The organism is Paenibacillus sp. 2003, assembly GCF_031455635.1.
GTDB lineage: Bacteria > Bacillota > Bacilli > Paenibacillales > Paenibacillaceae > Paenibacillus > Paenibacillus amylolyticus_B.
Genome location: NZ_JAVDTB010000001.1, coordinates 940879 through 953710, shown reverse-complemented (window position 1 = coordinate 953710; position 12832 = coordinate 940879). Strand labels below are relative to the sequence as shown.

Genomic DNA, 12832 nt, shown 5'->3' with positions numbered 1-12832 from the left:
TGATCCTCCCTTTTTTCATTTCACCTTGTGGTGTGACCACATTATAGAACGCTTTCATTCCGAGCTTATATGGAGTCTCATACTTTATTTATGTAATAATTTAGTAATTTCAAAAAATGGAGTTTAAAAAGTGTAATTTCTTTGTTTAATTGTGTAGTATTTAGCGATTCTCTTACATATTAGAAAATCATGTTATACTAATGATACATTTTTGATCCCTTCAGATGGAGTGGAATACGTTGAAACTCATTCAATGGATTGCTTCAAGCCTCAGGCTTAAATTACTCAGCATGTTTATCATCCTCAGTTCAGTACCACTGATCGTGGTTGGATTGATTTCTTACCACAAATCCTATACGGTCGTATCCAATCATAACAAGGCCTCGACACAACTGGTTGCCGACCAGCTTGCCAGGAACATTGACATCTTGTTTGAGGATACGGAACGGCTGCTCGAACTGGGCAAGAACCCGCAAGTGCTTCAATATCTGTATTCTCAATCGGAGTCCTACCCGGAAGCCAAAGCCATCCTTCAGACATACAATCTTTATCGGGAAACCTACAAGTATGACAAGGTACTTAATATCTCGTTCGTGAATTTTTATGGAAAAGGCATAAGTGAACGAAAAGGCGTGTTCAAGCTGGAACGAAATCCGCTGCGTAACCCGTACTTCAAGTATCTGATACAGTATCCGGATGCCATTCTGCGCATCCCTCATTCTGCGGCCTATGCCGAATATAACAGGCTGGATGGGTTTGCTTACCCTAAACAGAATGCGCTTTCAATTATAACCACGGTCAAAGAGAGAATTACACATGAGGTCATCGGTTTCATAGTAATTGATTTAAATGATTCGTTCATTGATGATTTTTTGACGAATACCCCCATTAAGGATTCCGGTTTTTTCTATATTAGTGATCAACACGGAAATACACTCTTCAGGCCGGATGCCACCCCGGCATCCATAACCATGATGGATCAGATCCGATCGGTCCCTTTACATCTACAGCACGACAGCTTTATCCTGTCTGCAGGATCCAAACCCCAGTTTGTTGTATACAGCACCTCAAAACAGACCGGATGGAAAATGATCGGGGTAGCTCCTTATCAGGAAATCATTGCAGAGGCCAATAGCATTCGCCAATTGATCATCATCACGGTTTTGTTAAGTGCCTTCTTTGCAATATCGTTATATTTTTTCCTGAATAATCGACTGATTCTTCCCATCCAAATTCTGATGAACAAGATGCGTAAAGCTGCAAACGGTTACTTGGAAGCCAAAGTCACACCACACGGCTCGGACGAAATTGCTGATCTGGGCAAAAGCTTCAACGTGATGCTGGATAAGCTCAAAATGTTAATCGAAAAGAGCATTCGGGAGAATGAACAGGTGAAAATAGCTGAACTACGTACGCTGCAAGCTCAAATCAACCCTCATTTCCTGTATAACACGTTGGAGTCTATTTTATGGATGGCTGAAGCAGAGAAAAAAGAAAATGTAATCAAACTTGTGCAGGCCCTCTCGAAGTTCTTTCGTTTGAGTCTGAACAAAGGATTCGACTGGGTATCCATTCAAACCGAGCTTGAACATGCGCGGAGTTACTTGGTTATTCAACAGATGAGGTACCACGATATTCTCACCTACGAGATCAGCGTTGATCGTGAGCTTCAGGACTATCCCATTTTGAAAATGACGCTGCAGCCCCTGATTGAAAACGCGCTCTACCATGGGATCAAAAATAAACGCGGTCAAGGGCTGATATCCATACACGGATATGTAGAGGAGAACAGCATCATTCTCACCGTACAGGACAACGGAATTGGCATGTCTGCGGATCGATTGGCACAATTACGTGAAGAGCTGGAGAAACCGGCAGGTTCCCGTTCCCCCCAAGATGACGAGCAGGAAGGCGGATTCGGCCTGCTCAATGTACATCACCGGATTCGGCTCTATTTCGGACCAGCTTATGGTGTTGAAATGGAAAGTACGTATATGGAAGGAAGCACATTTATGATTCGTATCCCCAAAAGCAAGGAGGTTAACCATTGAAAAAGGTGATGATCGTGGATGACGAAATTGGAATTCGGGAGAATATACGCAGCTGCATCGATTGGGAAAAGGAAGGTTTTCACTATTGCGGGGATGCACCCGACGGCGAGCTTGCGTTACCTTTAATTCATGAATGGGCTCCGGATATTTTGATTACAGATATCAAAATGCCATTTATGAACGGATTGGAACTGACCTCCATCGTTCGCACTCAACAACCTGATATCAAAATCATTATCATGAGCGGTCATGATGAATTCAGCTTTGCCCAGGAGGCCATCCGACTTGGTGTGACCGAGTACTGTCTAAAGCCCATTAGCGCAGCAGAGCTAATCCAAATGCTTCATAAGGTCAGCAAACAAATGGATGAAGAACACCAACGCATGACAAGCCGGACGATCACCAAAGAAAAACTGCTGGCCGATCTGTGCGGAGGACTCATCGGTACAACCGATGCGATCGAATCAGCCAAACAACTCTCACTTCCTCTCTCGGCCAGGTATTATACAATTGTCATTATCGACGTTCGATTAACAGAGGATTCCCCGGACTCGGAATCTATGATGAAGAAGCTGATTCCCATACTGGAAGAAACTCGTGATCCCCACGTAGAACTTCTTCCTTATATTCGAAGCCGGACGGAGCTCGTGCTTCTGCTCAAGTATAATGACGATGAGAACATATCCGTATATCTGGAGCAGCTTCGCGGGCGGGTTCGTATGGAGCTTGAGCATACGTTCAAATGTAATATTATTCTGGGCATTGGCAGTCAACAGGAGCGGCTGCAAGGCATTCATGTCTCGTATCTGGAAGCGGAGGAGGATAAATATATTACCCGGCTCACCCTTCAGAACAGAGCTTCTCTACGTGAAATTAACCTGGATGAGCAAACGACTCTTTTTCTCGACAGGAATTCGTTTCTTGAATTTCTCAAAATCGGCAGCCCCAATCAGCGTGACCATTTTGTGCAGGAGTTTGCCGCTCCATTACAGTCCTTCGACTGGAAATCCTCATCGTATGGCTTCTATCTGTTGAATGATCTTACGCTGGAGTCGTTTCGGCTCGCGAATCAGTTGTTCCGCATGAGTGACCATTCGGATGAGAACATTACTTCCCTACAGCAGACGATTCGGAAGATTATGTGCTGGGAGGATTGCACCCAATATCTGTGTTCCCTGCTTAACCTGTTATGGCAGAGAAGAGCAGCGTGCTCTGGAAAATACAGTGATGTCATTGATCAGGTGAAAGCCTATGTATCCCGTGAATACAATAACGAACAGGTCTCGTTGAAGATGATATCTGCACACGTAAGAATCAGTCCAAGTCATCTAAGCAAGATTTTCAGTCAGGAAACTGGTCAAACGATAACGGAGTATCTAACCCGGATTCGAATCGGTAAAGCCAAGGAGCTGTTGAAAACAACCAGCAACAAAACCTTTGAGGTTGCTTACAAAGTCGGTTTTAACGATTCTCACTATTTTTCTAATATATTCAAGAAAACAACAGGTTTTACGCCAAAAGAATACCGAACCCAAGGAACCGAGGAATCGCAGGCCAGACCATCAGATATGAGAAAAGAGCCGATGTATGAGTAAAATTAAATTTGCACTTTTACTTACACTCATACTGCTGTTCCCGATGATCATTTCATCCGGTTCGGCACACATTCGTCCACAGCAAATGGCCGCAACACATCCTGCAACTTCACCCGTAGAGAAATCTGCAGCGAGCAAAACTTTCGGTATTATATATCCAATGACTTATCCAACGTATGAGATGATTACGAAAGATGCAACTGAATATGCAGGGAAACACAATATCACGTTAATCGTAAACGCACCTGATGAAGCCAATACCGAACAACAGATTCGTATCATGGAAAATATGATCAAACAGCATGTGGACGGGATAGCTATATCGCCTGTAGATGCTGCTGCACTTACTCCCGTTATTGATGCAGCCCAAGCTGCGGGTATTCCTGTCATTACATTTGAGTCAGATGTCCCATCCAGTCATCGAATCGCTTATGTGGGCGCCGATAACTATCGCACTGGCCAGCAGTTCGCGATGACAACTACACGACTCCTGCATAATCAAGGTATGATTCTTGTCGAGAATGGCTTGGAGGAGATGCAAGGTTTACAACAGCGGCTTAATGGATTCATTGATTATATCCGCAGTGAAACAGACATCGAAATCTTGGAGGTTCGTTATCATCAAGGGAATGAAGATCGCGCCATGTCCGATATGGAGAACATGATTCAAGCTCACCCTCACTTCAATGCGATTATCGGACTCGATTTTGTTTCCGTCTCTGCCTCTACCCTGATCTGGAAAGCGAAAGGCCTTAACCGGCATTTGATCGCGTTCGGTGACAGCCCGACCAGTGAAAACGGGTTGCTCAACGGTCAATTGTCTGCCGTTATTTCGCAGAATGAAGGAGTCTGGGGTGCCAAAATGATGGAGACCCTGTTACTCGCTAGCGACGGTGTGCCTGTGAAGGAATTTATTGATACGGGGATCATTGAAATAAACCAGGAAGCAATTAATTAAGGGGATGTCCTCCTGTCATTCTGATGACAGGAGGACATCCCCATTTAAATTTTCGTACACGTAGTTATTACATCCGTTCATCGAAGTGTTTCCCAAGAAAGATGACCTTTTTCTGAGAGTTGCTCATATCTATCCTTTACGTTTAAGCTTCATAATGAGCTGATCCAGGATGAACCCCACTCCGCCCCAAAAAATCAAATGGAACAAGTATATTAACGGCCTGAACAATGAGTTCGTCTCTGGATTTGTATTTATTTTGGTCAACCAGTCATTCAGCAACGGATTTATAGGATTCGTTAGATAAATCAGAATATTCTTATCATCGTTCCCTGATAGATTAATAAAACATACGGTTAGCGAGAAAATAACAAACCAAAAAGTCAGCTTTTTCAGTATGTTCAGCATGACGAGAGGGTAACCCTCCTCTCAAGTATGATGAGTCCTTTTGAGAAGTCATTTCTTCCATTCGTTTTCTAGAATGCTCATCTCGATAAGATTCCAGAAGGTATCTTCATGTCTTCTCGCATCACGAATAAGTCCTTCCTGTACAAAGCCCGCTTTTTCATAACATCGGATGGCTGAGGCATTAAAATCAAATACGCCCAGACTGATCCGGTGTAACTTCTCCTCTTCAAATCCAATTCGAAGTGCCTCATCGATCATTTGCTTCCCATAGCCTTTACCCTGATATGGCTTACCAAGAAGCACCTTACCGATACGTCCTGAACGATTATATCGATCGATACCGCCAAGAGCAATATGGCCCACAATCTCCTGAGTCGTTTCATCCAGCACTTTATAAATGAACTTATTCGAAGTTTTCTTATCATTGGCACCATGCAAATAATCCGATAGCTGTTCTCTGGAAAGTGGATAATGGAACTGAGGGCCGGCCCACTGGAGCAGAAATGCTTCATCCCCACTCCATTCGATCAGTTGATCAAAATCTTCCGGTTCAAAGTATTGGAATGTAATCATGTTGATCTGCCCTTTCTTTTTTTATGTCATTTCATAACCTATTTCAGTTCTCTTGTATCGTCATAATTATGGGTTTCATCAAACGCTTTGTTTCTTATATTCATTTCACGAATGGAGCTCTGAACCCAACTCATTCTAGCTAATAAACAGATAACTCCACCCAAAATGCATATCGCGCCTATCCAATAATTCAGTTCAAAATTCACTTGATAATCACTCGGAGTATAACTGCCAGCTGCTGCTGACTGGAATGCTGCATACCCTAACTTGGGAATCACCTCTTCAATCATTTTCGAGATCGTAATAATCACAATTCCTAACATGATGAAGAGTAATGAGAAAATAATGTGTACATGCTTCAAAGACAAGCTACCTCCTTTACAAACCAAAGCGCGTGCGTTCTGGTACTACTTGCATCTTAGAAGCCGAACGACTTCGCCATCGATCAATCCCTCACTTACTCTCTGAAAACCAAGTGATTCATACAGATTTCCGGCGATACCATTTTCCGGCCTGTGCCCAATCATGATGCGTTTGCATTTCAGCGATTCTTTCATTAGATCAATCAACTTCTTAAGCGATTCTCTTCCATAACCTCTGCCTTGATATTTGGTATCTATCATTAGAGCAAGAAGCCAATAGTTATCCTCATGATCTGGCTTATCTGAGTACACAGCAAAACCAACCAGATCCGAATCAACATAGATGGCCATGGGTCGAAAATCGGTCACAACCTTGGATTCAGCAATCCAATATACAACCGGCGCGGGAAAACTTTTTTTCTGTTCTTCCGTTACATTCAGTTGAGTACATGCATACCAATTATCCACCGACACACGTTTTAAATGAATCATAGATTGAAATTCCTCCTAGTGAAAATTACACAAAGGAATCCCTTCCTTGGGGGTCCTCTGCGTTAGACAAAACACCTCTGGCAACTCCATTTCTTCTACTCAGATTTGTATTGTTTCTCATAGCACATCACTCCTCTCAACGTTTCATGAAATTTTCCGATTAAGCCTTGCCAAAGCTCGCTTGCAGTGTCCATTCTAATCTGCGCAGCCATTCCCTATGTACATCTGGATGAGCATTCTTGATTCGGTCCATGATCTGTATTACTTTGGATGTGGAATATGCCCTAATTAGATCATTTGTTACTTCAATATCTGTACGTTCTGTATATGCATTTAAGAAGACTTCTGACAGATCCTTTGCCATGTGAGGATAATGAAGATGCACAAACCACACCACCCATGCGATATCAAACAACGGATTGCCCCACCCTGCCCACTCCCAGTCCAAAATGAACATTGAATCGTTGGATAACATGACATTATGCGGTCCGTAATCTCCGTGAATCAGAGTTTGCTCCCCATGATTGGAAATGTCCAACACTTCTTTTACCATGCTTTTGATTCCGGAGGGTACAAACTCAAGTTCCTCCACATCAACAGCGGACTTCGTTATGACTGGCAACTCTGCTTCGTAATCATATCGTTTGATGGAGTGCACGTCTCTGGCGAGATATATACCAAGCTGCTCATAAATTTTCCTGCCTTGGTCAAGTCCGTCTTCATCCAGCAGCATCTGTGCGTTTATTCCTGGAACGTAATCCATCATAACAAACAGCCAGTTTTCTTTTTCAAAGCAATCATGCACTCGCGGAGTCACGCCAGAATGATTTAACAACGTTAGCGAGCTTATTTCTGTCCTTGCATCTGTATTCTCTACATGATAGATTTTAGCAATCATCTGCGGATCAGTTCCCTCAAGTAAAAGGGTCGTATTGGTATAACCACCTGTTAGTTTAACAATGTTCACATTCGGAAATCTGTTTAACAAGATGTCATAGTTCACTTCATGCATTCCTTCTTTCTTAGTCCTTGAAGTTCAGTCCTCTTTTATACAACCTCAAACCTAATCTTTGATCTCTAATAGTTCAGGAGTATGTTTCACAAGGTCAGCTATTTCATAAGATGCATTAGCTACTAATTCATCTTTAACTGCCTCAGTCCCTCTTGTCTTCCAGATCGAATATATCCATTTGGAAAAACCATATGCATTCATGTGGTGACCACGTTCCTGTATCTGGATAAACAAATTCACACTTTCCTCATACCTTTCGATATCCGTTAAAATACAGGCCAAATTGTTTAACGCAATTGTGATATCTCTCTGCTAATTTCTGGAGACATTAATATCTTCCCAGCTGCCGACCACTTCATCTTTTCTTGAAATGCGTAATGCTCCATTATTGATTACATCAATCCAGTCCATCGTTTCGTTCACAAGAGCTTCGACTCCCGCAAAATCCCCGGCATGATAAAGCCTAGTCAGACGCTGTTTGTTATATGTAATTCGGGCAAAAAAAATATTGGACCATTTATCATCTTCTTGTATGAGCTGGTTCATATTTTCAAGCACACTGTCCATTTCACTGTATCTCTCCAAAACCCAAAGCGAACCACCCAAAGCCCGATGGCTCTCGAATCGAACACCTCGGTTGGTATCCAACTTCGGGGCATGATCACAAGCATATTGGTACCAATCAATCCAATAATTAAAGTAGTTCCCCAGAGATAATGACAACGCTTGTGTTGAATCCGAAACGATCCAGTGTAACTGCTCCGGGGCGAGATTTTCTTTCCCCCATTCGAAGAATGCCCGGTGATTGGCATAAAGCAGTTCCGGCTCTCTTAACAAGGCATAACCATCGGAAACATTCCAGTAGACCCAACCTCGTTCATTGACAGATAGCTTGCTGGATTGTTCATATTTTTTCAGCAAATCAATCATACCTTGATGATCTCCTTGCACTACAGTTTCCTGAAAAGCTTGAGCGATATTCATTCCCATCCTCCGTCTCTTAGGAAGCTTAGTCTGTCATAGACAGTGTCCGAGCACCGAGCAAGTAAAGCTTATTTCAAAGGTACACAGTTCTTACAAGGGCTTCGTGCCGCAAGCTGTAATGAAATTCATCATGGCATAGGCTTCCGGCGAATGATTTATCGCTTCAGAAGCGTGTTGCAGCTGAGCAAACTCCTCCGAACTGATCACACCTTTTTCAGCAAAATGTACAAAACGATTAAGATTAAACTGGTGCTTAAACCCTTCTATGCCTAACAGATCACTATGTTGAAGGACAGAATCAATGTCAACATCGATGTATCCGCTCTCAGAAAGGAGACGCGGCAGACTTCTGCCAATTAAGCGATTACCGCCGTGTTGTGCTACATAGTCCGAAATCTTCATTAATACCGTATGCAAAGCAGGGACATCAGGATTCACTGCTCCAAAAACACCGTCATCCACATCAATAATAGCAAGACGGCCGCCAGGTTTCAGTACACGAAATATCTCTTTTGCAGCTTCGTCAGGATTGTTCAAATGAAGAAAGATAAGTCTTGCCACGACAAAATCAAAAGAATCATCAGGCAGATCCATCTGGTAGATGGACGACTCTACAAATTGTAATCGCGTGGAAGGAATATCTTTCAGCCGTTCTTTGGCTTGTGTTTGCAGTGAACGATCAATCTCAAGCGAGGTAAGCTCGCTGTCCGGCAGACTGTTCAATAGTTGCTCTGTAATGTAACCGGGTCCGCTTCCGACCTCCAATACACGCATTCCATTTTTCAAACCATACCATTCCAGATTTCGGAACTCTTTGGGCCACCCCATTACCGCCTGCATCTTTAATCTCTCTAATTCCTCTTGTAAACTTAAAACTGCCGTTTGGATACTGTATGTTGAACGCGGATCACTCATATATTCTCTCCTGTTCTTCAGTAGAATAATAAAAACATATATTCTTAGACCTTTTTCTTCCCTAGAAAAAGAGCAACCTTATGTTGTTTCTCTATCGTTCCACCTGCAGCATCAATGGAATCTTTGACTCGCTCCAGAAGTGAATGCCGAACATCCTCAGCCAGCTGTTGATGTTTGGAATTGGTATTTAATAAAGCGACATATTCTTCGCTGGAGCAAGTCTGTATCCAGTTATACTCCTTAACCTCAATATCCGTGAACAAGCCGGATTTTTCTGTTATTTCTTTACGCTCCTGGATAACTTCATCTGGCGAAGGATATTGAGAATCATCCAGATGAGGGGCTAATGCTATGTAGTGGGAACGAATTTCATTGTGCAGCTGGTCATAGACCGGTACATGAATCGTCCAGAAAAGTCCAATGCCGCCTGTATTCTCTAGCAATTCCCAAGCCCGGTGGTAACCAACTTCCGGATCAATGAAGTGAAAGGCCGTTCCAGACACAATCAATTGAAATCGCTCTCCTTCATTATTCCAGTCCTCAAAGGAATTGTTGATTACTTGAATCGATGGATATGACTTGAATTTGTCTGCGGTGAACTGTGCCAAGTTGCTGCCTAATTCAATACACGTGATGTTTGTATAATCTTTGCTCACCAATCCGCCAGTGGCCTGCCCCGTTCCGCAGCCAATCTCAAGAATGGAATCCTCTTTATTAAGATTCAGATATGTAAAAATATCATCAAAGATTTCACTCGGATAGACAGGTCTATATCGTTCATATTCATCTGCTACGAGATTAAATGTTTCCTTATTTTCCAAGTTCGCATCCTCCGATTTCAATTGTGATTTTCCCATAATACATTGACTAAACTTACCATATCTTATTATTCTTGATAGTAAGAGGATAAATCTTTCAATAAGAGAATGATGATAGTTTAAGTTCAAATTTTATATCCTAGAGGACTGAGGTGTTCTTGTGAAAAGTATATTTGATACGATAAATGCTGCTGAAATTACAGAGCGCATGGCTCAACTTAGTGAAAAATCCATCCCTGAATGGGGCACGATGCAGGTCTCTCAAATGCTGGCTCACTGTTCAGCATTTCATGATATCCCCTTAGGAAATGCTTTTCCACCTAGAGGATTACTTGGGGTACTTATAGGACGGTTCGCAAAACCAATGTTTTATAATGACAAGCCCTTGCCCCATAATATGTCTACGATCCCGACAATCATTATTGATGACCAACGACAGTTTATGGCAGAAAAAGAAAAGCTTGAGCAGCAGATTAATATCTTTCAACAAGGTGCTTCAGAAAAATTCTCGCGCCACCCCCATCCCTTCTTCGGAAAATTAACAGCCGAGCAATGGGGTAAAGGCATATACAAGCATTTAGATCATCATCTAAAGCAATTTGGAGTTTAGCGGTTATGCACGGTGTGCCAGTTATGCATGCTGCCTCTTCTCCAGCTGCCAGGAAGGTCTCGACCCGTTGATATATCTCAATCTCAGGCTTGCATAAACCCACTTGATTATAGATGGTTATACTTTTGGTAAATAAGCTTAAACGGTTCAGATTCGGCTCAATCCACTCCTTACAATGATTGCTGAGCAGATGGATATCGGCAAACTCACTCCATCGCTCAAGGTATTGAGCCGCTGGTAAGGGAACAATTGAATTGGTTAAGATGTCCTTCGCTCGGCTTATTGATAATTCGGGATAAGCCTGATTCAACGATTGCCAGAACTCTTCTTCTCGCATTATTCCTGTCCAGAGCTGTCGCTTGATTCCTGTAAAATGTACTTTCAAGGATGCTGCCGATAGGTTGGTTTCCTGAATCATATCTCTCCAGCACGTCAATGACATATTACTTAACAAAACCCCTGCGATATCTAAAACGATCTGTGGTCTGCCTCTCATTTTATCGACTCCCAAGTTCATCTAATACGACGTATAACGGGGCTCAAGTTACTTAAAAGCATCATGTGGAAGGACAGCATGCACACCCTTAACGCCATTCACAATTTGGGTGATACGCAGGTCAATTACCGCGCTTCCAAGTGCAATCGCTTCCACTCGATCTAGTCCGTACAACTCACCAATCAGATGGAGCATTCCGTCTAATGCTTGAACCGTAGCCTCATTCAGATCTTCATGAAAACCGAAGGTAATCCAGCCGGATGGCGTATGTGCACGAGGATTGGTTAAAATCATATCATTAATCACGTTGATCGTGATATCGACAAGCTCCATCGGACATTCAATGGCCTGACAGCTGACTTCACCGTCCCCCTGCCGTGCATGACCATCACCAATCGCGAGATAACCACCGTTTACAGGGATAGGTAAGTATAATTTACTTCCCTGCACCAATTCCTTGCAGTCGATGTTCCCTCCACAATAACGTGGCGGCCAAGTCGTATGAATTCCTCCAGCTTCAGGTGGCATTCCCACTACTCCCATGAACGGCGAGAGAGATACCGTGAAGGTTTTCCCGTTTATTTCACAGGTTCCACTCATCGTGTGGCGATCAAGTGTCCAGTTCAGCGACAGTTCTTCAACCGCTGTTAGATGTAACTTCTGGTTCTGCCAGTTCGGATATCCGCCAGCGGAAGTAAACCCGTAACTCCCGGGTACGATCTCATTAAATACAATCTCCAACGTCTGCCCTTGCTTCGCCTCATCGATATAGACCGGACCGATTAAGGCATGACCTCCATCTTTTTCACCTTGTCGATCAAAAGGTTTCTTGCGTTCCACATAACTCACACCCGTTCCCCAGCCCGCATCCAGCGTCTGAACCCGAATGGAATCTCCAGATTTCACGCTCAAAATGGGAGTTACCTCATTGGTAAAGGAACCAATCAGATTTCCCTGGGTTAATTCAATTGTATGAGTACTCACTACAATCCCTCCCTAGTTTGGGATACATATTATATTCAAAGCAAGCAAACTGCTGTATTCCGTGCCGCCCCTACCTGCTAAAATTTTACGCTTCAAGGTTGGAAAGATATTTCTTCAACGGTTGCATATGATGCTGGTCATGCCATATAAAATCTTTAAGGTATTGGGGAATATAAAATACGTTACCCTCTGCGTCCAAATACGTCTGATGAAGCTGTTCCTCCGATAACCCTCGAATGTCATTCATAATTTTATGGCGGTACGTAATAGCCTTATTTACGATTTCGGACGTCTCTGTTCGGTTCCCGTACTCAATAGCTTTGCGATTAAACTCTTCAAAATTGATATGTTTCAACGTAACTTCCTGCTTCAGCGCAATCTTCTCAATCGCTTCCTTGTAAAAATATCGGTCCCATAACATCATGTGGCTGACGATCGATTTTATCGTCCATTTCCCTTCTTCCATGCTGGAATTCCATATCCTCTCCTCGAGATGAGTCATCGTCTTGACAAACAACGTCCATTCTTCAAAAGCTTGAAGCAAATGCTCAATCTCTTTGGTCATGATTACATTTCC

Annotated in this window: 13 protein-coding genes; 4 read left to right on the top strand and 9 right to left on the bottom strand. The window is 42.9% G+C overall.

Annotation, left to right across the window (positions count from 1 at the left end):
* Positions 1 to 239: 239 nt before the first annotated feature.
* The 3 genes from J2X75_RS04490 to J2X75_RS04480 are packed head-to-tail and all read left to right on the top strand — an operon-like array spanning position 240 to position 4604.
* The gene (locus tag J2X75_RS04490) at positions 240 to 2051 is read left to right on the top strand and encodes a cache domain-containing sensor histidine kinase (protein WP_310334541.1); all 1812 of its coding nucleotides are present in this window, start codon (positions 240 to 242) and stop codon (positions 2049 to 2051) included.
* A 5-nt stretch (positions 2052 to 2056) separates the two neighbouring features.
* Entirely contained in the window at positions 2057 to 3646 is a 1590-nt protein-coding gene (locus J2X75_RS04485) for a response regulator (RefSeq protein WP_310336644.1), read from the top strand.
* Positions 3639 to 4604 carry a sugar ABC transporter substrate-binding protein gene (locus tag J2X75_RS04480; RefSeq protein WP_310334539.1) on the top strand — a complete coding sequence of 322 codons (966 nt, stop codon included), beginning with the start codon at positions 3639 to 3641 and terminating at the stop codon, positions 4602 to 4604. The genes J2X75_RS04485 and J2X75_RS04480 overlap by 8 nt, the downstream gene beginning before the upstream one ends.
* Positions 4605 to 5057: 453 nt before the next feature.
* On the opposite strand, the gene J2X75_RS04475 is transcribed toward J2X75_RS04480, so the two are convergent.
* From J2X75_RS04475 to J2X75_RS04445, 7 genes are all read right to left on the bottom strand, one after another.
* The gene (locus J2X75_RS04475; RefSeq protein WP_310334537.1) at positions 5058 to 5582 is read right to left on the bottom strand and encodes a GNAT family N-acetyltransferase; all 525 of its coding nucleotides are present in this window, start codon (positions 5580 to 5582) and stop codon (positions 5058 to 5060) included.
* A 38-nt stretch (positions 5583 to 5620) separates the two neighbouring features.
* On the bottom strand, positions 5621 to 5944 hold the full coding sequence (locus J2X75_RS04470) for a hypothetical protein (RefSeq protein ID WP_310334535.1): 324 nt from the start codon (positions 5942 to 5944) through the stop codon (positions 5621 to 5623).
* Positions 5945 to 5989: 45 nt separating this feature from the next.
* Positions 5990 to 6436, bottom strand: coding sequence for a GNAT family N-acetyltransferase (locus J2X75_RS04465; RefSeq protein WP_310334533.1), 447 nt, complete (start codon positions 6434 to 6436; stop codon positions 5990 to 5992).
* Positions 6437 to 6596: 160 nt separating this feature from the next.
* Positions 6597 to 7439, bottom strand: coding sequence for a phosphotransferase family protein (locus tag J2X75_RS04460; RefSeq protein ID WP_310334531.1), 843 nt, complete (start codon positions 7437 to 7439; stop codon positions 6597 to 6599).
* Between the two features lie 321 nt (positions 7440 to 7760).
* Complete coding sequence (locus J2X75_RS04455) at positions 7761 to 8432, bottom strand: hypothetical protein (protein ID WP_310334529.1); 672 nt, start codon at positions 8430 to 8432, stop codon at positions 7761 to 7763.
* Between the two features lie 90 nt (positions 8433 to 8522).
* On the bottom strand, positions 8523 to 9347 hold the full coding sequence (locus J2X75_RS04450) for a methyltransferase domain-containing protein (protein ID WP_310334527.1): 825 nt from the start codon (positions 9345 to 9347) through the stop codon (positions 8523 to 8525).
* 44 nt (positions 9348 to 9391) lie between these two features.
* Positions 9392 to 10168, bottom strand: a complete 777-nt coding sequence (locus tag J2X75_RS04445; protein ID WP_310334523.1) for a class I SAM-dependent methyltransferase — start codon at positions 10166 to 10168, stop codon at positions 9392 to 9394.
* 157 nt (positions 10169 to 10325) lie between these two features.
* Between J2X75_RS04445 and J2X75_RS04440 the strand changes: the two genes are divergently transcribed.
* Positions 10326 to 10775, top strand: a complete 450-nt coding sequence (locus tag J2X75_RS04440; protein WP_310334521.1) for a DUF1569 domain-containing protein — start codon at positions 10326 to 10328, stop codon at positions 10773 to 10775.
* A 544-nt stretch (positions 10776 to 11319) separates the two neighbouring features.
* Here J2X75_RS04440 and J2X75_RS04435 read toward each other — a convergent pair.
* Both J2X75_RS04435 and J2X75_RS04430 read right to left on the bottom strand, forming a co-directional pair.
* Positions 11320 to 12255, bottom strand: a complete 936-nt coding sequence (locus tag J2X75_RS04435; RefSeq protein WP_310334519.1) for an acetamidase/formamidase family protein — start codon at positions 12253 to 12255, stop codon at positions 11320 to 11322.
* An 85-nt stretch (positions 12256 to 12340) separates the two neighbouring features.
* Positions 12341 to 12820 (bottom strand): DinB family protein, encoded by a 480-nt coding sequence (locus tag J2X75_RS04430; RefSeq protein WP_310334517.1) that lies wholly within the window; start codon positions 12818 to 12820, stop codon positions 12341 to 12343.
* Positions 12821 to 12832 lie beyond the last annotated feature (12 nt).

Coding starts and splice junctions, on each gene's coding strand:
- J2X75_RS04480 (WP_310334539.1), top strand. CDS start 3,639: ATGAGTAAAATTAAATTTGCACTTTTACTTACACTCATACTGCTGTTC.
- J2X75_RS04475 (WP_310334537.1), bottom strand. CDS start 5,582: ATGATTACATTCCAATACTTTGAACCGGAAGATTTTGATCAACTGATC.
- J2X75_RS04465 (WP_310334533.1), bottom strand. CDS start 6,436: ATGATTCATTTAAAACGTGTGTCGGTGGATAATTGGTATGCATGTACT.
- J2X75_RS04455 (WP_310334529.1), bottom strand. CDS start 8,432: ATGAATATCGCTCAAGCTTTTCAGGAAACTGTAGTGCAAGGAGATCAT.
- J2X75_RS04450 (WP_310334527.1), bottom strand. CDS start 9,347: ATGAGTGATCCGCGTTCAACATACAGTATCCAAACGGCAGTTTTAAGT.
- J2X75_RS04430 (WP_310334517.1), bottom strand. CDS start 12,820: ATGACCAAAGAGATTGAGCATTTGCTTCAAGCTTTTGAAGAATGGACG.